At 71.6% G+C, this 20,590-nt stretch carries 16 protein-coding genes; 9 read left to right on the top strand and 7 right to left on the bottom strand.

Annotated elements, in window-relative coordinates:
- Positions 1-19: 19 nt before the first annotated feature.
- Complete coding sequence (locus BU198_RS26475) at positions 20-1,330, bottom strand: alpha/beta hydrolase (protein WP_188299392.1); 1,311 nt, start codon at positions 1,328-1,330, stop codon at positions 20-22.
- Positions 1,331-1,609: 279 nt separating this feature from the next.
- Between BU198_RS26475 and BU198_RS26470 the strand changes: the two genes are divergently transcribed.
- The 3 genes from BU198_RS26470 to BU198_RS26460 all read left to right on the top strand — a co-directional run bounded on the left by BU198_RS26470 (position 1,610) and on the right by BU198_RS26460 (position 6,242).
- Complete coding sequence (locus BU198_RS26470) at positions 1,610-1,933, top strand: endonuclease/exonuclease/phosphatase family protein (protein WP_188299391.1); 324 nt, start codon at positions 1,610-1,612, stop codon at positions 1,931-1,933.
- Between the two features lie 990 nt (positions 1,934-2,923).
- Positions 2,924-4,126, top strand: coding sequence for a M23 family metallopeptidase (locus tag BU198_RS43945; RefSeq protein ID WP_317620332.1), 1,203 nt, complete (start codon positions 2,924-2,926; stop codon positions 4,124-4,126).
- Positions 4,127-4,355: 229 nt separating this feature from the next.
- Entirely contained in the window at positions 4,356-6,242 is a 1,887-nt protein-coding gene (locus tag BU198_RS26460; protein ID WP_188299389.1) for a DUF1906 domain-containing protein, read from the top strand.
- Between the two features lie 435 nt (positions 6,243-6,677).
- On the opposite strand, the gene BU198_RS26455 is transcribed toward BU198_RS26460, so the two are convergent.
- From BU198_RS26455 to BU198_RS26445, 3 genes are all read right to left on the bottom strand, one after another.
- Entirely contained in the window at positions 6,678-7,667 is a 990-nt protein-coding gene (locus BU198_RS26455; RefSeq protein WP_188299388.1) for a radical SAM protein, read from the bottom strand.
- Between the two features lie 22 nt (positions 7,668-7,689).
- Positions 7,690-8,037 (bottom strand): hypothetical protein, encoded by a 348-nt coding sequence (locus BU198_RS26450; protein WP_188299387.1) that lies wholly within the window; start codon positions 8,035-8,037, stop codon positions 7,690-7,692.
- Between the two features lie 145 nt (positions 8,038-8,182).
- Positions 8,183-8,599 carry a MerR family transcriptional regulator gene (locus BU198_RS26445; RefSeq protein WP_188299386.1) on the bottom strand — a complete coding sequence of 139 codons (417 nt, stop codon included), beginning with the start codon at positions 8,597-8,599 and terminating at the stop codon, positions 8,183-8,185.
- A gap of 403 nt (positions 8,600-9,002) precedes the next feature.
- Between BU198_RS26445 and BU198_RS26440 the strand changes: the two genes are divergently transcribed.
- The 5 genes from BU198_RS26440 (at position 9,003) to BU198_RS26420 (ending at position 16,657) form a co-directional block, all read left to right on the top strand.
- Entirely contained in the window at positions 9,003-10,517 is a 1,515-nt protein-coding gene (locus BU198_RS26440) for a SulP family inorganic anion transporter (RefSeq protein WP_188299385.1), read from the top strand.
- 396 nt (positions 10,518-10,913) lie between these two features.
- Positions 10,914-12,527 (top strand): carbohydrate binding domain-containing protein, encoded by a 1,614-nt coding sequence (locus BU198_RS26435; RefSeq protein WP_317620331.1) that lies wholly within the window; start codon positions 10,914-10,916, stop codon positions 12,525-12,527.
- 307 nt (positions 12,528-12,834) lie between these two features.
- Positions 12,835-14,112, top strand: coding sequence for a hypothetical protein (locus BU198_RS26430; RefSeq protein WP_188299384.1), 1,278 nt, complete (start codon positions 12,835-12,837; stop codon positions 14,110-14,112).
- A gap of 185 nt (positions 14,113-14,297) precedes the next feature.
- Positions 14,298-15,623, top strand: coding sequence for a peptide ligase PGM1-related protein (locus BU198_RS26425; RefSeq protein WP_188299383.1), 1,326 nt, complete (start codon positions 14,298-14,300; stop codon positions 15,621-15,623).
- Between the two features lie 14 nt (positions 15,624-15,637).
- Positions 15,638-16,657, top strand: coding sequence for a zinc-binding alcohol dehydrogenase family protein (locus BU198_RS26420; RefSeq protein WP_317620330.1), 1,020 nt, complete (start codon positions 15,638-15,640; stop codon positions 16,655-16,657).
- 65 nt (positions 16,658-16,722) lie between these two features.
- Here the strand turns inward: BU198_RS26420 and BU198_RS26415 are convergent, their stop codons facing one another.
- From BU198_RS26415 to BU198_RS26405, 3 genes are read right to left on the bottom strand one after another with little or no spacing between them, the layout of a single operon-like run.
- Complete coding sequence (locus BU198_RS26415; RefSeq protein ID WP_188299382.1) at positions 16,723-17,253, bottom strand: MaoC family dehydratase; 531 nt, start codon at positions 17,251-17,253, stop codon at positions 16,723-16,725.
- Between the two features lie 12 nt (positions 17,254-17,265).
- Complete coding sequence (locus BU198_RS26410; RefSeq protein WP_223244962.1) at positions 17,266-18,525, bottom strand: aminotransferase class I/II-fold pyridoxal phosphate-dependent enzyme; 1,260 nt, start codon at positions 18,523-18,525, stop codon at positions 17,266-17,268.
- Between the two features lie 2 nt (positions 18,526-18,527).
- Complete coding sequence (locus BU198_RS26405) at positions 18,528-19,523, bottom strand: HpcH/HpaI aldolase/citrate lyase family protein (RefSeq protein ID WP_188299380.1); 996 nt, start codon at positions 19,521-19,523, stop codon at positions 18,528-18,530.
- A 236-nt stretch (positions 19,524-19,759) separates the two neighbouring features.
- Between BU198_RS26405 and BU198_RS44320 the strand changes: the two genes are divergently transcribed.
- The coding region (locus tag BU198_RS44320; RefSeq protein WP_411293237.1) for a helix-turn-helix domain-containing protein at positions 19,760-20,590 on the top strand (831 nt) is incomplete at its 3' end.

Below are 20,590 nucleotides of genomic sequence, written 5' to 3'. Positions count from 1 at the left end.
TTGTCGGAGAGGGTGGGGGTTACGGCTGGAAGGCCCAGTACGCGCCGTCCTGGTGCGGGACCCGGACCAGCCCGTAGCGCTCGGACGGCCGGTGGCCGTGGCGCAGCAGCCCGTACAGGTCGGAGAGCACGGAGCGGTGGTCGTTCACGTAGGAGTGGCCCATCAGGCCGGTGTCGAGCTCGGAGACGTCGACGGTGTCCAGGCCGGGCGCGACCACCACGCCCGGTCCGGCCTGGCCCGCCCGGGGGTACTCGGCCAGGTGGCTGGAGACGGCGAGCGCGCGGTCGTTGGCGGAGGCGTAGAGGGTGCAGCCGCGCGCCTGGTGGACGATCCTCGGCAGGAGCTGGCGGAACACCTCGGCGTCGACGTCGGGCGCGGTGAAGACGACCTGCCCGAGCCGGCCCGCACCCTCGGGGAGGGCGGTGGTGTCCAGGTCGGCCAGGGCGTCGGTGACCAGCCGGTTGCCCATGCTGTGGGCGACGAGGTGCACCTCGTCGACACCGGTGTCCGTCAGCACGTGGCGCAGGAACTCCTGGAAGTGCGGGACGGCCCGGCGGGCGGCGTTGCCGTCGGCCGGGTAGTCGGTGACGGCGGCCTTGGACGGCCAGCTGTACAGCATGGGCAGGCCGGTGAAGTTGAGGTCGTAGGCGATCTGGGCGGCCCGGACGGCGGCGTCGGCGAAGGAGACGTTGTAGCCGTGGACGAACACCAGTGCCGATCGGGGGGTTTCGCCGTTGCCGGGGAGGTGGCGGCCGCGGGCCCGCTCGGCGAACCCGGCGGCGGTGAGCGGGGTGACTTCGCCGAGGTGGGTGTCCCGGTCCGGGCTGGTGCGGAATCGCAGCCGCCACCAGCGCGGCTTCTCGACGGCGCCGACGCGGTGGTCGTCGGGGACGTTCACCAGGGCCTCTCCGTAGGAGAGCGGGCCGCGCTCGCCGCCGTACGCCGCCCCGGCCCCGGTGGCCGGCGCGCGGTCGGTGGCGTAGAGGACGGGGACGAGCAGGGAGCGCGTCGTCGTGCCCCAGGAGGGCGGGGGAGCGTCCGGACCGAAGCGCTCCCGGCCGTCGGTGAGCGCGTCGAACTCGGCGACGAGGAGGTCGTCCAGCGGCGGGTACGCCTCGAAGGCGGCGGCCACCGCGTGGGCGGCCTCCTCGACGGCGTCGGCCGCGTCCGGGCCCGGCGACGGCGCACGGCCGCGCGCGGTCTCCAGGGCGCGCAGCGCCACGAGGACCTCGGCCTCCAGCCGCTCGAACTCGGCTTCTGACAGGTTGTCGGGCGCCTTCGGCCAGACCCGCGCGACAGCCGGCTCCAGCACATCCCACGTGTCCAACATCGGCCCCCAGCCGCCTTGTTCGGGACGAACCCGACCCGGCGCGACAGCGAGTGCAGAACCGGATCGGTCGCATCATAGGCCTTGGGGCGGGCACGGTTGGGCGGTTCCCGCAGGTCCGGTGCCGAATCGGGGCACGGCGGGGGCGCGAAAGGCACCGCGAACACCGGTGAACGGTGTTCGCGTCCTCGGACGGCCGACGGCCGGGGCCGGGGCCGGTCACGCGGGCCGGAAGGGCACCTGGGTCACCTCCGCGAGGGCGGAGCAGACGCGGAAACCGTGGTGAAGGGCTTCACCGACCGGACCCTGGCCGTGGACCCGAACGCCTCGGTCATCGTGCTCGGCGACCTCAACGACTTCGAGTTCTCTCAGACCATCGACAGCCTCACGGCCGGCGGCTCGCTCACCGACCTGCCGCGCACCCTGCCGCTGCCCGAGCGCTACACCTACGTGTACGAGGGCAACTCGCAGGTGCTGGACCACATCCTGATCTCCCGCTCGCTGGCGGCCACGTCGTACGCCTACGACATCGTCCACATCAGCAGCGAGTTCGCCGCCCAACTCAGCGACCACGACCCCCAGGTGGTACGGATCCCACTGCCGTGACCTCCCCGGCCCACGGTGCCGGTCTCCCCGCGCTGATGGGGAGGCCGGCACCGTTCTTTGTCCGGGCGGCAGTTGTGGACGCGCACGACGGTGCGGGGGCCGTCCGCGCCGAGTGCCGCCGCCCGCACCGAGTCGATGCGGGCGGGCCGGTCCCCCGACCCAGCGGGCCTGACTTGTCAGGAAATCGATGGACCGCAGGATTCCTGTCACCACCCGCCGGTTTCCGGAAGTTGAACTCCAAGGGCGGCACCAATTCTGTGCACAGGATGAACCCGGCTCTCGCGATTTCTGTGCACAGAGTGAACTCGGCTCTTTCTTTTGGGGGATGGCCCGCAATTGGCGCGGAGCCCGTACCCGTCGAGGGGGTGCGGGCGCCAGGCCCGGCGGGGCCGGGGGTGGCTCGCCGGTCGACGACCTCCGAGGGGAGGCGACTCTCGATGCGTGCCGCTGGTGCCCGTCCCGGCAAGAAATGGCTGGTCAATTGCTTTGAGTGGCAAGCTTGTTCACTCAATGGGCCATGGGTGGCCGTGTCTGCGACCCGGGCCGGCGCCTCGGCCGGAGCTCGCCCGCGAAGCGGGTTCGTCTGCTTTGGGTCCGTTCTGCGAAGCATGGACCCGTCCGGATGGTTTCGGTGCGGATGGCGGATCGGGCCCCATTTTTGCGGGTTCGGAACCGATGGCCAGTCATGCCCAGATCTCCGAATTAGTTCCCCCTCGTCCGGTCCCGACTCCCGGCTTTGAGGGCCTTTTGGAAGACCCTTGGAAAAGGGGGGTGGTTGATCTAATGTCGAGGCGCGGCAGTCAGTACCGCCGAATTTCACGGGACATCACCAGCACCATGTTGTGAGGTTCCGCTGCACCGGTCCGGGGGGGTCGGGGGATGCGTGCGCGGGGCGGAGCGTCCGTCCGGTCGTGGACCCTGCGCTGCCCGGTCCCCGTGCCGAGGGACACAGCAAGTGCGACAGCAGACACGCTCCGAGGAGTACATCAGATGCTGAAGGCACGTTTGACCGGCGCGGCCGCGATAGCCACCGTCGCCCTGTCCCTGTTGTCCGTTCCGTCCGCCCATGCGGTCGGACGGCCGAACTTCCAGCTTCCGGTCCCGTGCGGGGAGAAGTGGACCGCGAGCACCTACGCGGGCCACAACCCGAACGGCTCGGTCGACCTCAACCACTACCCGGGCGACGACTTCGGCCTCCCCGTGGCAGCCAGCGCCGACGGAACCGTCGAGGTCGCCGAGGCGGGCAGCTCCTGGGCCGGCACCCACGTACGGATCAACCACGGCGGCGGCTGGACCACCCACTACGCCCACCTCTCCGCCCTCGACGTGTCGGCCGGCACCTACGTGAAGGCCGGTCAGATCGTCGGACGCGTGGGTAGCACCGGCAACTCGACCGGCCCCCACCTCCATTTCGAGGAGACCCTGAACGGCGTCGGCCAGCAGGCCACCTTCGACGGAGTCGCCTTCAACGGCGCCACGCAGGACTTCACCAGCAAGAACTGCGGCCCCGCCAAGCGGCCGACGAATGTGGGTGTGTACCGGTCGGCGGAGGCGTTGTTCGCGGTGGCGGACCACGGTGGGGGTGTGGCGGGTTCGACGATGTTCGGGAACCCGGGTGATGTGCCGTTGGTGGGTGACTGGAACGGTGACGGCAAGGACACGTTCGGTGTGTACCGGCCGTCGGAGGGGTGGTTCTATCTGTCGAACGACAATGCGAGTGTCGCGGTGAGTGCGGGTTTCGGGAACCCGGGTGATGTGCCGTTGGTGGGTGACTGGAATGGTGACGGCAGGGACACCATCGGGATCTATCGTCCGTCGACGCAGGATTTCGTGTGGACGGACGACAACGTGAATGTCGTGCGGACGCAGCAGATGGGGTCGGCGGGGGATGTTCCGGTGGTGGGTGACTGGAACGGTGACGGCAGGGACACGATCGGGGTGTACCGGCCGGCCGAGGGGATGTTCTACCTGACGGACTCGGGTGCGGGTGCCTCGGTGGACCATGCGGTTCCGTTCGGCAACCACTACGAGAACCCGATCGTGGGTGACTGGGACGGTGACGGCCGGGACGAGGTCGGTGTGTACCGGTCCGCGACGGCGGAGTTCCTGGGCGCGGCCCACGACTCCAGCACCCTCGCCTACCAGGTCTCGTTCGGCAACCCCGGCGACACCCCCATCACCGGCACCTGGTAGCACGCGGAACTGATCGATTCCGTGGGCGCGCAGGCCGGCCCCCTCCGCCGGCCTGCGTCGCCGACGTGTCTGCGCACGGCCCGTTCGACCGTCAAGAGCGCCTTCTTCTGATCCAGCACCGACACGGCCCGTCTCCGGGACGACGCCCCGGCAGCACCTTCACCGGACGCCGGACCCGGGACGCAGGGCCTGCCCGTGCACGACCCAACTCTCAAGGAGATCCACTCCCATGCCATCAGCCGAGCGATCCGCACGACGGAGCGCACTCGCCGCTGCCGTCGCGGTCGGGGCCCTGCTCAGCGGTGCCCTGAGCACCGCGGCCCAGGCCGCTCCCTCCGCTTCGGACCTCAAGTCCGTGAGCTACCAGGGCCATCGGTTCGACGTCCCGAAGAACTGGCCCGTCGTCGACCTGGCGGCCGACCCGACCGCCTGCGTCCGCTTCGACCAGCACGCCGTCTACCTCGGCACTCCCGGTGAGGACCAGGCCTGCCCGACCGGCCTGGTGGGCCGCACGGAGGCGCTGCTCATCCAGCCGGACGGCACCGTCGCCGGCCACGGAACCGAACTGTCCGAGGTCGGCAAGGAGATCGTCAGCCGGGTGCCGGGCCTCAAGGTCACGGCCACCTACGCAGACGACCTCGGTCTGGTGCGGTCGGTCCTCGACCGCGCCGGCCTGCCGCACGCCACTTCGCGCAAGGCCGCCGTGAACGAGGCCCCCGCCCGAGCGACCGCCGGCCTCACCGTGAACGGCTCGGCAGACCTCACCAACCACATCGGCAAGGGATTCGACGCCTGCACGGCGCCGAGCAACGGGCTGATGGACTCCTGGAAGGCGAACTCGCCCTACGGGGCGGTCGGCGTCTACATCGGCGGCAGCAACCGTGCCTGCGGCCAGTCCAACCTCACCGCGTCCTGGGTGCAGCGGCAGGCCGGCAACGGCTGGAGGTTCCTGCCGATCTACGTCGGGCTCTACGCCCACCAGATCGATCCCGCCAACGCCGCCGCCCAGGGGCGTGCGGCCGCGGACGATGCGGCCAACCAGGCCGCTCAACTCGGCTTCGGCCAGGGGTCTCTGATCTACAACGACATGGAGGACTACGGCTCCGCCTACTCGGGCAGGGTCCTCTCGTTCCTGTCCGCGTGGACGACGCGGCTGCACGAGCGCGGCTACAACTCCGGCGTCTACAGCTCCTCGAACTCCGGCATCGCTGACATCGTGAACAACCGGTCGAACGGCTACGCCCTCCCGGAGGTCCTGTTCACCGCGCGCTGGAACGGTGCCGCCAACACCGACGAGCCGGTCATCCCGGCCGGAACCTGGGCGAACCACCGGCGCGTCCACCAGTACCGGGGCAACACCACCGAGACGTGGGGCGGCTACACGCTCCAGATCGACCAGGACTACCTGGACGTGCAGCTCAACGGTGGAGTCGCGGCACGGCCGACGAATGTGGGTGTGTACCGGTCGGCGGAGGCGTTGTTCGCGGTGGCGGACCACGGTGGGGGTGTGGCGGGTTCGACGATGTTCGGGAACCCGGGTGATGTGCCGTTGGTGGGTGACTGGAACGGTGACGGCAAGGACACCTTCGGGGTGTACCGGCCGTCGGAGGGGTGGTTCTATCTGTCGAACGACAATGCGAGCGTCGCGGTGAGTGCGGGTTTCGGGAACCCGGGTGACGTGCCGCTGGTGGGTGACTGGAATGGTGACGGCAGGGACACCATCGGGATCTATCGTCCGTCGACGCAGGATTTCGTGTGGACGGACGACAACGTGAATGTCGTGCGGACGCAGCAGATGGGGTCGGCGGGGGATGTTCCGGTGGTGGGTGACTGGAACGGTGACGGCAGGGACACGATCGGGGTGTACCGGCCGGCCGAGGGGATGTTCTACCTGACGGACTCGGGTGCGGGCGCCTCGGTGGACCATGCGGTTCCATTCGGCAACCACTACGAGAACCCGATCGTGGGTGACTGGGACGGTGACGGCCGGGACGAGGTCGGCGTGTACCGGTCCGCGACGGCGGAGTTCCTGGGCGCGGCCCATGACTCCAGTGCCCTGGCCTACCAGGTCTCGTTCGGCAACCCCGGCGACACCCCCATCACCGGCACCTGGTGACATGACGGACCCGGGGCCGAGGAGGGACGCCCACCTCGGCCCCGGGCCGTTTCAGTGCGTGACGGTCCAGGACAGGCTCGCCGTCAGCCTCGCGCGCAGTGCCGGGTCGGCGACGGCCGGGGCATGCGTGAGCCATCCCCGCGTAGGCGGGGCCGACGGAGATCGGCGGATGGGTACCGGTGTCGAGGGTGACCCGGTACAAGTCCGGAGCGTCGGCGGTGAACCGGGCGGTCAGGGTGCCGTCCGCCCGACCCGAAAGTGGGCAAGACCTCCAACGCCTCGCGTGTGGGCCTGTCGGAGGGGGACTCATACGCAGCGGCCGTTCTCTCGTGCTTCGTTACTCGACATCTCGAAGCGTGAAGAACGGCCCCTCACGTACTGCTGGTTCCCGAGAATCTCAGCGGGTCGAGTGACCTGCGAGGTCAAGCGCCGAGCTCAGGCCGGCTGGCAGGTGCGGGCGGCCCTGGTGACTTCGTCGTACCAGTTCACGAGGGCGGGCGCGTCCTCGCGCGCCAGATCGGCGTGCACGGAACGGCACAGGGACCGGAAGGGTGACGGGTCCCAGTGGCGGGCCAGCTCGGACAGCGGGGCCTCGTCGAGGCTGCCCAGGGCGAAGCGGCGGTCGAATCCGTAGGTGAGGGGCACGACCGTGCCGTCCGTCTCGATGACCAGCGGGGAGAGCCAGGGGGCGAGCCCCCGGGGCCTCTCGTCGTCGGGGAGGAACCGGTCGGCCTGGGCGACGATGCTGTGGCGGTCCACGAGGTCGAGCTGGACGGTCAGGTCCGTGGACGACCGCAGCCGTGCGGCCTCCAGGACGGAGAAGAGCATCTCGGTCACGTCGGGCACCGCTCCGGGGAGGCGGCCGGCGGCGTTGCCCTCCGGTTCGAGCGGGTGGATCTGGAGCAGGCTCGCCCCCGCGGCGACGGCGAAGTCGGCCACCCAGGCAAGCTCGTGCACGTTGAACTGGGTCAGGGTGAAGATGAAGCCGAAGGGGATGCCGGAGGCACGGACCAGGGGGAGGCGGCGCTCCATGGCCGAGAAGCTGCGGGCGTCCTGCCGCATCCGTACGTGGCTGTCCGGGGTGCCGTCCAGCGAGATGGCCAACACGTCGACCAGGCCCGTCAGTTCGCCCAGCCGGCGTTCGGTGAGCAGCATGCCGTTGGTGGTGACGGTCGTCCGCATGCCGTGGGTGCGGGCGGTGCGCAGCAGCTCCGTGAGCGGGCGGTAGAGCAACGGCTCGCCGCCCGACACTCCGAGGACGTCGTAGCCGAGGGCGGCGGCGTCGGCGACGGCCCTGCCCAGGACGGGCAGGGCCGTGGTCTCGTCGACGTCCGGCCCCGAGGACGAGTAGCAGTGGAGGCAGCGCAGGTTGCACCGCCGGGTCGGGTGGACCTGGAGGACGGCTCGCCGGCCGGTGAGGGTCATGAGTGGGGGCTCGTCCGTGGTCTCAGCGGGCGGAGTTCGCGACCCCGACGGAGACCTCGATGACCTGGTGGTCGTACACCGGCGGAATGCCGCGCGGGAAGACGGTGACGGACGGTCCGCCGATGGTGTGGCTGCTGCGGATCAGCTCCACCACCTGGTCGACGACCGCCCCGGCCTGCGGGCCCGTGCCCTCGGCGCGGAAGGAGGCCTGGAGCAGGTCGGGGCGCGGGATTCCCTTGATGAGGATCTTCTCCACGACGAGTCCGGAGGTGATCTCGGCGAGGCCGGTCAGGAACTCCTCGCTGATCGGCTCACCCGCCTTGCGCCAGGCTTCGAGCAGTGCGTCCGATCCGCGTCGGTTGTCGGCCATCTCGTTCCTCCAGAGGGGGAGAGGGGGAATTCCGGTGGCAGTCTGTGTGCGTTCCGCCGCACGGGCAAGCCACCACCCGGGTGGAGTCGCCCGGGTGGAGTGACGGCGGGGCGCCGGGTCGGTTTCGCGCCGGAGCGGGCGGGGTTCAGGAACCGGTGCCGGGCGTGGTGGTCCGCCGCACGCGGGCGCGCAGGGTGGCGGCGAAGTCCTCGGCGCGGGAGAGCTGGGTGCGGAGCTTGTCGATCTGTTCGGTGGCGGTGTGCTCGTAGCTCCGGACGCGTCCGAGGAGGGCGTCGCGCTCGTCGGGGTCCAGGTCGCCGGCGGAGTCGAGCCGGTCGGTGGCGTCGAGGAGGTCGCGCATCTGGTCGAGGGTGAAGCCGAGGGGTTTCATGCGGCGGATGACCATGAGGCGGGCGACGTCGGTCTCGGTGTAGAGGCGGAAGCCGCCCTGGGAGCGGGCCGAGGGTGTGACGAGGCCGGTCTCCTCGTAGTGCCGGATGGTGCGCAGGGACAACTCGGTCCTGGCGGCGACCTCGCCGATCTGCATGTGCTCGCCGTTCACGTTCTGCCTCGTCAGTCCTTCCCGGTCCCCACGGTGCCCGTGCCCGGGCGGGCGGCACCGCCCGATCTCTACCCTAACGTTAGGGTAGAGTCTCCGCCGGTGCGGGCGGTCGGGTGCTGCCCGCCGCCGTGCCGGGGCTGACGGTACTCCCGGCGAGGATCCCGTTCCGGGGGAGAAGCGTGCGCGAGCCGATGAGGCCCGCCGCCGCCTGCCCGCCGTGACGCCCGGACTCCCGGACGCGAGCCGAGGCCGCGCACACCGTGCGGGCCGGGGTTCCGTCACGCGCCGCTTCCGGTCCCCGTACGCCACGGGGCCTTCGCGCTGGGTGCCGTCCGTGCCCCGTGCCTCCTTCCGTACGTCCGGGCGGCAGCCGGGGCGTGCCCGAGTACGACAGGTTCCTTCCTTGCCCGCTCCCGTTGTCCCTCCGGCTGTCTCCCCGGCCGCGCGCCTGGCCGGCCTCAAGCCCGACTGGTGGTCGGACCCGAAGGTCTGGCGGACGGAGGTGCTGGCCGGCCTGGTGGTCGCGCTGGCGCTGATCCCCGAGGCGATCTCGTTCTCGGTCATCGCCGGGGTCGAACCCGCGATCGGGCTGTTCGCCTCGTTCACCATGGCCGTGACGATCGCGGTCGTCGGCGGCCGCCGGGCGATGATCTCGGCCGCCACCGGCGCCGTGGCCCTGGTGATCGGGCCGCTCAACCGTGAGCACGGGTTCGGCTACCTGGTCGCGGCGGTGATCCTCGCGGGGGTCTTCCAGATCCTGCTCGGCGTGCTCGGGGTGGCGAAGCTGATGCGCTTCGTGCGGCGCTCGGTGATGGTGGGGTTCGTCAACTCCCTGGCGATCCTGGTCTTCCTGGCGCAGGTGCCGGAGATGTCGCACGTCCCGTGGCCGGTCTACCCGCTCCTCGCCGGAGGCCTCGCGCTGATGGTGTTCTTCCCGAGGATAACCACGGCGGTGCCGGCGCCGCTGGTGTCCATCGTGATCCTCACCGCCGTCACGGTCGGCGCCGGAATCGCGGTGCCCACGGTCGGCGACAAGGGTGCGCTGCCGTCCTCGCTGCCGGTGCCCGGCCTGCCGGACGTGCCGTTCACGCTCGACACCCTGGTCACCGTCGCGCCCTACGCGCTGGCCATGGCGCTGGTGGGCCTGATGGAGTCGCTGATGACCGCCAAGCTCGTCGACGAGATCACCGACACCCGGTCGGACAAGACCCGGGAGTCCGTCGGCCAGGGCGTCGCCAACATCGTCACCGGGCTGTTCGGCGGCATGGGCGGCTGCGCGATGATCGGCCAGACCATGATCAACGTCAAGGTGTCGGGCGCCCGCACCCGGCTGTCCACCTTCCTCGCCGGGGCCTTCCTGATGGTGCTGTGCATCGTCTTCGGCCCGGTGGTCTCCGACATCCCGATGGCGGCCCTGGTCGCCGTCATGGTCATGGTCTGCTTCGCGACCTTCGACTGGCACTCGATCGCCCCCGCGACCCTGAGGCGGATGCCGGCCGGTGAGATCGCGGTCATGGTGATCACCGTCGCCTGTGTGGTCGCCACCCACAACCTCGCGGTCGGCGTCGTCGTCGGTTCGGTCACCGCGATGGTCGTCTTCGCCAGGCGCGTCGCCCGCCTCGCCGATGTCACCGCCGTCGCCGACCCCGACGGCGGCCGGGTCGTCTACACCGTGACCGGGGAGCTGTTCTTCGCCTCCGCCAACGAGCTCGTCGGCCGGTTCGACTACGCGAACGACCCGGAGAGGGTCGTCATCGACCTCGGCGGGACCCACGTCTGGGACGCCTCCTCCGTCGCCGCCCTCGACGCCGTCTCGGCCAGGTACGCCCAGCGCGGCAAGACCGTCGAGATCACCGGCCTCAACGATCCCAGTGCCGAGCTGCACGGCCGGCTCTCCGGCGAACTCGCGGTGAGCTGACGTTCCGAAGGCATGGAGCGGAGGGCTCCGGCGGTCGCGCCGGGGCCCTCCCGGCTGTCCGGCCCCGACGGCTCGGGCCCTGCTTAGGGAGGGGCTGCCGAAATTGGTCCAGACCTAATTGGTCCAGACCTATTGACGCCGCTTGTCATCCTTCCTACGATCCGGTCCGGCACAGCCCCCACATGTTCCACCTCACCCAGAGCCGGGCGTCACGCCCCCACGCGTCGGTCATGCCCATGACGCTCGGCGGGAAGGAAGCACAGCATGTTCCGTCGGAGGTCGCGTACCCCACGTCAGTCGGGCGAGTTCCGCCCTTGTCCGGAACCCGGTCGCCTCGAAGGCGGCCAGGCCGGCAGTGAGCCGCTCCGGGCGTCCGGTCTGCAACGGGCCTCGCGGGTGAGCCGGGCCGGCAGCGCCGGCAACGGGCGGACCCTCCTGAGGAGTTCCCTCGCCGCAGCGAGCGCCATCGCCGTCATCGGTGCTGGTCTCGCCGTGTCCGGCGCCGCCACGGCGGGCGCCGCCACCCCGAACCTGGTGGCCAACCCCGGATTCGAGAGCGGACTCTCCGGCTGGACCTGCTCCGGCGGTTCCGGCGCGGCCGTCACCAGTCCGGTCCACTCAGGATCCTCCGCGCTCCAGGCCACGCCGACCGGCCAGGACACCGCCCAGTGCAGCCAGACCATCAGCGTGCAGCCCAACTCCCAGTACACGCTGAGCGCCTACGTCCAGGGCAGCTACATCTACCTGGGCGCCACCGGCACCGGCGTCAACGCCTCCACCTGGACGGCGAGCAGCCCGTCGTACGGCCAGCTCAGCGTCGGCTTCACCACCGGGGCGACCACCACCTCGGTGACCGTCTTCCTGCACGGCTGGTACGGGCAGCCCGCGTTCTACGCGGACGACGTGTCGCTCGCCGGCCCGGGCGGCACCACCACGCCGCCCACCACCCCGCCGACCACCCCGCCGACCACGCCGCCCACCACCCCGCCGACGACGCCGCCCACCACGCCTCCGACGACGCCGCCCACGACTCCGCCGACCACCCCGCCGGGTGACACCTGCCCCACCAAGCCCAAGCCCTCGGGCAAGGTCATCCAGGGGTACTGGGAGAACTGGGACGGCGCCCTGAACGGGGTCCACCCGGGCATGGGCTGGACGCCCATCACGGACAGCCGGATGGCCGCGCACGGCTACAACGTCATCAACGCCGCCTTCCCGGTGATCCTCTCGGACGGCACCGTCCTGTGGCAGGACGGCATGGACAGCAACGTCAAGGTCTCCACCCCCGCCGAGATGTGCCAGGCCAAGGCCGCCGGGGCGACGATCCTGATGTCGATCGGCGGTGCCGCCGCCGGCATCGACCTGAGCTCCAGCACCGTCGCCGACCGCTTCGTGGCGACCGTCGTCCCGATCCTCAAGAAGTACAACTTCGACGGGATCGACATCGACATCGAGACCGGCCTGTCCGGCAGCGGCAACATCAACACGCTGTCCGCCTCCCAGTCCAACCTCATCCGCATCATCGACGGCGTGCTCGCCCAGATGCCCGCGGGCTTCGGCCTGACCATGGCCCCCGAGACCGCGTACGTCACCGGCGGCAGCGTCAACTACGGGTCGATCTGGGGTTCCTACCTGCCGATCATCAAGAAGTACGCGGACAACGGCCGGCTGTGGTGGCTGAACATGCAGTACTACAACGGGAGCATGTACGGCTGCTCAGGCGACTCGTACCAGGCCGGCACCGTCCAGGGCTTCACCAAGCAGACCGAGTGCCTGAACAACGGTCTGACCATCCAGGGCACCACCATCAAGGTGCCCTACGACAAGCAGGTGCCCGGCCTGCCGGCCCAGCCCGGCGCGGGTGGCGGCTACATGGACCCGGGCCTGGTGAGCCAGTCGTGGAACGCCTTCAACGGCCAGCTGAAGGGCCTCATGACCTGGTCGATCAACTGGGACGGCTCGAAGGGCTGGAGCTTCGGCGACAACGTCAAGCGCCTCCAGGGCCGTTGACATCCGGCAGGCCTCACGGCTGATCTCCCGTTGATCTCCCGCTGAGTCCTCCTGCCGAGTCCTCCCCATCGGGTTCCCGCGCCCCGGTGCACCACGGTGCACCGGGGCGCGGCCGTGTCCGGGGCACGGGCGATGGCCCGAAGAACAACCGGACGTTCATCACCGCCACCACCTCGCCGTACTCCCTGCTGACGCCCGTGACGGGCACCCACCGGGTCTCCTGCCGGGGGAACCGGACTGGCGGGTCGGCCGGCAACCGGGAGAGGCGGGGTTCCGGAGGCGGAGGGTGCGCCCCCATGCTGGGCCCATGACGATCTCGCGCAGGACGATCATCAAAGGCATGGCCGCCGCTCCACTGGCGGCCGTGGGCGGGGGCCTCGTGGCGCCGGCGGCGGCCGAGGCGGCGGTGCTGACGCCGGGCCGGTTCACGCTGACGGAGCGGCTGGGCAACGGGTCGGGGACGTACGCCGCCCAGGCGGCGGGGCTGGCGGGGGTGCTGCCGAAGGCGACCGTGGCCGACGTGCTGGCGAGCGCCAACCGGGACGCGGTGCACCTGACCGGCGCGCCGAGCGGCGTCGGGGCCTTCGCCGACGGGTTCGCGTGGAACCCCGGGGACCAGGGCGTCGCCGAGTGGGTCCCGCAGGGCGTCACCACCAGTGCGGACGCGCTGGGTTCGGGGGTGTGGGGCGGCAAGCGGGTCGTCCTGGTCTCCTGGTACTTCGACACCGACCCGGACGGCGACGGAGTCCCGGACTTCCCGGTCAACAAGGGTGTCCGGGTCTCCTTCGTCGACCACAGCGACCCCGCCGCGCCCAGGTACCGCCACGTGCTGCTGGTGGAGCCGATGAGGACGGCGGGCGGCGCCTACTCGTACGCCCCCGTGCAGCGCCACGCCGGCGGGATCCTCTGGTACGGCAACCTGCTCTACATGGTGGACACCACGAAGGGCCTGCGGGTCTTCGACCTGGACACCGTCTTCGAGGTGGCGACCGGCAAGTCCGACGTCTGCGGCCTGGACGCCTCCGACGGCCGCCACTACGCGTACGACTACCGGTACGTGCTGCCGCAGAGCGGCGCGTACGACAACACCGGGACGCTGCTGCGCTTCTCCTGCCTCGGCCTGGACCGCGCGAGCACGCCGGACAGCCTGACCGTCAGTGAGTACGCCGTCGACCTGGACAACCCGGCCGTCGACTACACGGGGACCGGCTGGAACGGCGACGGCACGAAGATCACCACGCCGAAGATCGTCCGCTGGAACCTCGACTACACGAACCGCAAGCTCGGCTCCACCACCGCCTCGGAGGCGGTCACGGTCAGGCAGGGCAAGATCCAGGGCACCGTCGCCCAGCAGTCCAGGCACTACCTCTCCACCAGCAACGGCGGCGGCAACGGCACCCTGCACGCCGTCACCTCCGGCACCGACACGCCCTCCACCGTGCTGCGCCTCGCCAAGGGCTGCGAGGACCTGAGCTTCCACAGCTCGGCGACGACGGACTGGAAGTACGCCGAGTCGGTGATCTGGAACCTCAGCGAGTACGCGGGCAGCCGGTACGTGTACGCGGTCCGGGCGGCCGGGAGCTGAGGCCGGCCGGGAGCTGAGGCAGGCCGGCCGGGCGGAGGGGTGCGGCGGTTGTTCGGCGTTTTGTTCAATGACCGAGGGCCGAGCCGGAACAACCCCGGTGCGCTACACCTGTAGCGCACGCCACACCCGTGTCGTGCGTCGGGGCCAGGGCCGTGACAGCGCCGGACGCCGGGAGGGCTCACCAGATGACGACGCTCTGCATCGCGAACAACCGCACCGAGGAGATGGTCGGGGACCTCACCGGGATGACGCCGCCGGAGCAGCTGGCCGCCGGGTGCGGGGCGCAGCGGATGCTCTGGTGGGCCGAGGACGGTGACGTCCTGGTGCTGCCCTGGGGCCCCGATCCGGCGTACCTGGCGTACGTCACCGGGCTGACCGGGGTGCGGGCCGACAGCCTGGCGTTCGTGGTGCCGCCACCGGGGGCGCAGGGCGACCAGGTGCTCACCACCGACCGCCTGGCCGACCCGGGCTTCCTGGCGGAGCTGCGCCGGGTGCTGGACGGGCGGACCGTCGACGAGGTGCTGGCCATCTCGCCGAACGGCGCGGTGGCCGAGCTGGCGGCGGCCCTCGGCGTGGCGCGCGCCATGCCGGGCCTGCCCTTCGCCGCGCAGGGCGGCAACGCCCTGGTGAACAGCAAGGCGGGGTTCCGGGCGCTGGCCGCGGGCGCCGGGGTGCAGATCCCGCCCGGCAGGGTGGCCGGCTCGCCACCGGAGGTCGAGGCGGCGATCGAGCACCTGCTGGCGCAGGGGCACAGTGTGATGGTGAAGGTCGAGTACCAGGCCGGCGGCCTCGGCAACGAGATCCTCGCCAGGGACGAGCGGGTGGAGGCGGTCGGCGCCGAGCGGGTGGTGCCGCTGGCGGACCGGGCGGCGGTGGCCGCGTACGTGGCCGAGCGGTGGACCTGGCTGACCGGCGGGCGCTGCCAGCGGGTGGTGGTGGAGCGGTACTTCGGCGACTCCGTGCCGCTGTACGCCCAGTTCGCCGTCGACGACACGGCCGTGGTGCTCTCCGGCTGCGGCGAGATGGTCATGCGGCCGGTGGTGGTCGGGGAGATCACCCCGCCGGTCACCCCGGACGCCGGCGTCCTGGCCGAACTCGTCGACCAGGGCGCCCGGTTGTGCGAGGTGCTGCGGGTGATCGGCTACCGGGGCACGGTCAGCGCGGACGCCGTGCTGACGCCCAAGGGCGAGATCTACTTCCACGAGACCAACGGCCGGCTCACCGGCTCCAGCCACCTGCTCGACGTCTACCTCGGCCGCCTGCTGCGCGAGGAGCACCGCGGCTCCCGCTACCTCCTGGAGCTGGAGGGCCTCAGGGTGCCCTCCTTCGCCCAGGGCGTGGCGGCGATCGGTGAGGCCGGGCTGGCCTTCGACCCGGCGACCGGTACCGGTGTGCTGTTCAGCAGCGACTACGGGCCCGTCGACGGCTCGGTGATGTACTGCGTGGTCGCCGGGAGCCCGGAGGCCGTCCGCGCCCTGGAGAGCGCGCTGCTCGCGCTGTTCGCCGGATGAGGCCGGAGGGGACGGTGGAGGCGGACAAGGACATGGATGCGGACGTGGACGTGGACGGGGACGTGACGGGGGACGGGGCCGGGATGCGCGCGGTGGTGATCGACCGTTACGGCGGGCCGGAGGAACTCCGCCTCGCGACGGTGCCGGAACCGGCGGCGGGCCCGGGCCGGGTGCTGGTCGACGTCACCCTCGCCGGGCTCAACTACGCCGACCTGGAGTGCCGCACCGGCGAGTACCTCCGCTTCCCGCTGCCGGCGGTGCTCGGCGTCGACGTGGTCGGGCGGCGCCGCGGGGACGGCCGGAGGGTCGTCGCGCTGCTGCGCACCGGTGGCGGGTACGCCGAGGTGGCCGCGCCCGAGGCGGCGCACACGGTGGAGGTGCCGGACGGTGTCGGCGACGAGCAGGCGCTCGCGCTGCTGGAACAGGGGGCCACGGCCTACGGCGCGCTGACCCTCGCGGGGCGGCTGCGGCCGGGCGAGGCCGTCGGGGTGACCGCGGCCGCGGGCGGCGTCGGGCACCTGGCGGTGCAGCTGGCCAGGGAGCTGGGGGCGGGGCGGATCGTCGCCCTGGCCTCCACCCCGCAGAAGCGGGAGTTCGCGCGCTCGCTGGGCGCCGACACCGTGCTCGACCCCGAGGACCCGGACCTGGCCGGGCGGCTCGCGGAGTCGGGCGGGCTGGACCTGTTCCTCGACTCGGTCGGCGGGAAGGTGCTGCGCGCCGGGTTGGCCGGGCTGGCACCCTTCGGGCGGCTGGTGTCGGTCGGGGCGCGGGGCGGCGTGGAGGACGGCTTCACGGTGGGCGAGCTGGCGGAGGGTTCGGCGGGGCTGGCGGTCTTCTGGCTCAAGCACGCGCTGGCGGACCGGGCGCTGTTCACGGGCATCGCCGGCCAGCTGTTCCGGCTCGCCGCGGACGGGCGCCTGGTGGCGCGGATCGACCGGACCGTGCCGCTGTCCGGGGTGGCCGCCGCGCACCGGGCGATGGCCGCGCGGGAGACGATGGGCAAGGTGCTGGTGGACGTCCGCCGGGAGGGCTGAGCGGTGTGCGGGGAGGCGGCCGGCCGCCTCCCCGCACCCGCACCCGCACCGGGTCCGGTGCCGGGTCAGTACCCGGCGGCCTCGTCCAGGCCGTGGCCGCGCAGCGGGACGAGGAAGCTGCGGTCGAACACCACCACGACCTCGCCGGTGGACTTCGTCCCGGTGGTGCGGCAGCTCACGATGCCCTGCCCGGGGCGGCTTTTGGACAGCCGGGTGGCGAGGGTCTCGGTCTCCGCGTAGAGGGTGTCGCCGGTGAACACCGGGTGGGTCATCCGGATGTTCTCCCAGCCCAGGTTGGCGATGGTGCGCCCGCTCGTCGAGCGGGCGGTCATCCCGCCGACGATGCTGAGCGTCACCAGGCTGGAGACGATCGGCTTCCCCCAGGGGGTGTGCGCGCTGTAGGCGGCGTCGATGTGCAGCGGGGCGTCGTTCATGCTCAGCATGCTCATCAGCACGTTGTCGAGCTCGGTGACGGTCCGCCCGGGGCGGTGCTCCACCACCTCGCCGACCTCGAACTCCTCGTAGTAGCGCCCGACCACCTCGCGGTAGCGGCGCTCGCCGATCCGCCGGTAGCCGGTGGGCTCGGTCGCGTCCATGGCGGCTTCCCCTCAGGCCTTGGAGTCCGGCACGTCCTGGAGATCGGCGGTGAGTTCCCCGACGTGGCCGGCGAACTCGCGGATCAGCCGCTCGTCCATGTCGGCGCGCATCATCAGCCGGAGTCCGGCCTCGCCCTTGGGCACGATCGGGAAGAACACCGCCGAGCTGTAGAAGCCGCGCTCGAAGAGCTGGGCGGACAGCTTGACCGCCCGCTCGGCGTCTCCGACGTCGATCCGGCGCACCGGCAGGCCGTTGCCCGCGAAGGTGGTCGGCAGCAGCTCGTCGAAGAGGTCGATGTTGCGCTTCAACCTGGCCTGGAGGTCGGCCAGTTCGGGGGAGCGGTGGATGGCGGCACTGCCCAGCGAGGCGCCGACCAGCGGCAGCGCGATGTTCTGCGACCAGCCGACCGGGCCGGCGTGCCGGTGCAGGAACTCGAACTGCTCACGGTTGCCGAGCATCGCGACGCCGCCGCCGGTGCCGAAGCCCTTGCCGAGGCTCGTGACGATGACCGTCAGCGGGTTCATCTCCAGCCGGGAGCGGACGAAGCCCTCGCCGCGCTCGCCCATGATGGACAGCGAGTGGGAGTCGTCGATGTAGAGGAACAGCCCGTAGCGGTCCTGGAGTTCGAGCAGGCCGTCGAGGGCCGCGGCGCCGCCCATGGAGTACGCGCCGTCGGCCACGTAGGCGACCCGCGGGTACTTGCGGCAGATGTCCTCCAGGTAGTTGAGGTCGTTGTGCGGACAGGTCAGCACCAGCGACTCGTCCGCGCAGATCGGCTTCACGTAGGCCATGCAGAAGTGGCAGAAGCGGTCGAAGACCATCACCCGGGGCCCGCCGCCGCCCTGGCAGACGCCGTCCAGGTGGCCGGAGGCGACCAGCGGCAGGATGCCGGCGGTGAGCGAGGTGCAGGAGGCGCCCGGCAGGATGTGGGCGCCGAACAGCTCGCCCAGCTCCTCCTCCAGGCGCACCAGCAGGTTGTGCCGGATCCGGGTGGTGGAGGTGACCAGCCAGGTGCTGCGGGACTCGGTCAGCGCGTCCACCGTGGCGGCCGCGACCGAGGGGTGGTTGTTCAGGCCCAGGTACGCGCAGGAGACCATGTTGGCGAACTCGTGGCCGGTCTCGCGGACGATCAGCCGGTTGTTGGACTCGGAGTCCACCGTGATGCCGATCAGGCCGTTGGCGGCGGCGGCCTGCCAGACCGGGTCGGCGGTGGCCAGCATGGCCTCGGCGTTGCGGTACCGGCGCGGGCCGAGGATGGATTCTTCGGTCATCGTCACTTCTCCGTCAGGTGGGTCGGGGCGTCGGCGGGCGCGTGGCCCTGCGGGGGGTTCTGCGGATGGTCGGGTGGGTGGTCCTGAGAGTGGTCCGGTGAGTGGGCGGAACCGTCCGGCCGGGAGGGTTCGTCAGGCCGGGAGGCCTCGTTCGGCCGGGGCGGGTCGAACTGCTCGATCAGGCGCTGCGAGGCCTCGAAGAACGGCATGCCGACCATCACCCCGTCCACCACGGTGACCGAGCGGCCGTTCGCCAGACCCGCGGCGACCACCCGGCGGGCGCGCGCCAGCAGCTCCTCGTCCGGGCTGAACACCTCGTTGATCAGCGCGAGTTGGCGCGGATGGACGGCGATCTTGCCGCTGAACCCGAAGTCCCGGGCGAGCCCGGCCTCGTGGCGCAGCCCGGCGAGGTCGGCGACCTCGAAGAACGGCGCGTCCATCGCCTCCACCCCCGCGGCGCGGGCGCTGTTGACCACCCGGGCGCGGGCGTGGGCCAGGGCCTCCCAGGAAAGCCGGGCGCCGACCGCGAAGGCGTAGTCGGCCGAGCCGAAGACCAGCCCGCGCAGCCGGTGCCCGGCGGCCGCGATGGCGGGCGCGTGCTCGATGCCCAGTGGGGTCTCCACGACGGCCAGGAACTCCGTCTGCGGGCAGTCCGCGGCGAGCGCGCCGGCGGCGATCTCGATGTCCCGGGGCGACTCCGCCATCGGGATCAGCACCAGGTCCGGTTTGACGCGGTACCGGGTGACGGCGATCAGGTCGCGCAGGCCGTCCGGACCGGAGAGGGTGTTGATGCGCACCGCGCTGCGCGCGAGCTTGGCGGACGGGAGGGCGAAGAACTCCTCGGCGAGCCGCCGGGCCTCCTCCTTCCGGGCGGGTGGGACCGAATCCTCCAGATCGACCATGGCGATGTCGGCCCCGGACTGATGGCTCTTGCCGTACCGTTCCACCGCCATCGCGGGTGTGGACAGGAGGGAACGGCAGTACCGCGTGAACTTCATGGATGTCTCCGAAGTCAGCGAGGGCTGCGGGTCCCGGTTCTATCCCACCGGCTTTGTTCGGCGCCGTGCGGCTGGACATTGAACATCAACTCGGAACAACCGACCCGTCCGTACCAATGTTTGACGCCAACGGTGCTGCGCATGATGAATCACCGGGGGGGATCGGCACGAGACACGCGCGGGGCGTGTGACGCGTGGGAAACCAGGGATTCCAGGGATTCCAGGACACCGCTTCAATGGAGAAGGGGGCCGTAATGCCGCGTCGGGAAAGCCCGTTGGACCCAGGGGACGGGCCACTGCTGCGCTTCGCGGGTGATCTTCGGGCCCTGCGGGAGAGCGCCGGGCATCCGCCGTACCGTCAACTCGCGATCAGGGCCCACTGTTCGGCAGCCAGCCTGTCGGTGGCCGCGGGCGGCCGGCGGCTGCCCAGCCTCGCCGTCACCCTCGCCTACGTGCAGGCCTGCGGCGGGGACGTGCGGGAGTGGCGCCACCGCTGGCAGTTGCTCGCCGCCGAACTGGCCGCCGACACCGCCGCCCGGCGGCGCGCCCAGGACGTCGGGCGGGCCCCTTACCCCGGCGCGGCGGCGTTCGAGGCGGCCGACGCCGAGCGGTTCTTCGGCCGTGAGGCGCTGCTGGACCGGCTGGTCGCCCTGCTGGCCGAACGACGGCTGGTGGTGCTCTCCGGGCCGTCCGGGGCGGGCACGTCCTCGTTGGTGAGGGCGGGTCTGCTGGCCCGGCTCGGCGGGGTTCCGGCGGTCGGCGGGGCGGCCGGGAGAATCGGGGCCGGGGGTGGAACGGGGCTGCTCCCGGCCGACGGCGGTGTCCCGGGGGGGGGGGGCGGGCGGGCGGGGGGGGGGGGGGGGGGGGGGGGGGGGGGGGGGGGGGGGGGGGGGGGGGGGGGGGGGGGGGGGGGGGGGGGGGGGGGGGGGGGGGGGGGGGGGGGGGGGGGGGGCCCCGAAGAAGCGAGCAACATCACCCCCCGGCGTAGGAAGTCGACACCGCCGACTTCCTACGCCGAACCACCGAAGGCCCCCACCGGTTCCACCGGACCAAGCCCCCCAACTCCC

This window comes from Streptomyces sp. CBMA156, assembly GCF_014596515.1.
Lineage (GTDB): Bacteria > Actinomycetota > Actinomycetes > Streptomycetales > Streptomycetaceae > Kitasatospora.
Note: the sequence above shows the minus strand (reverse complement) of the source record. Positions and strands in the feature narration are given on the sequence as shown.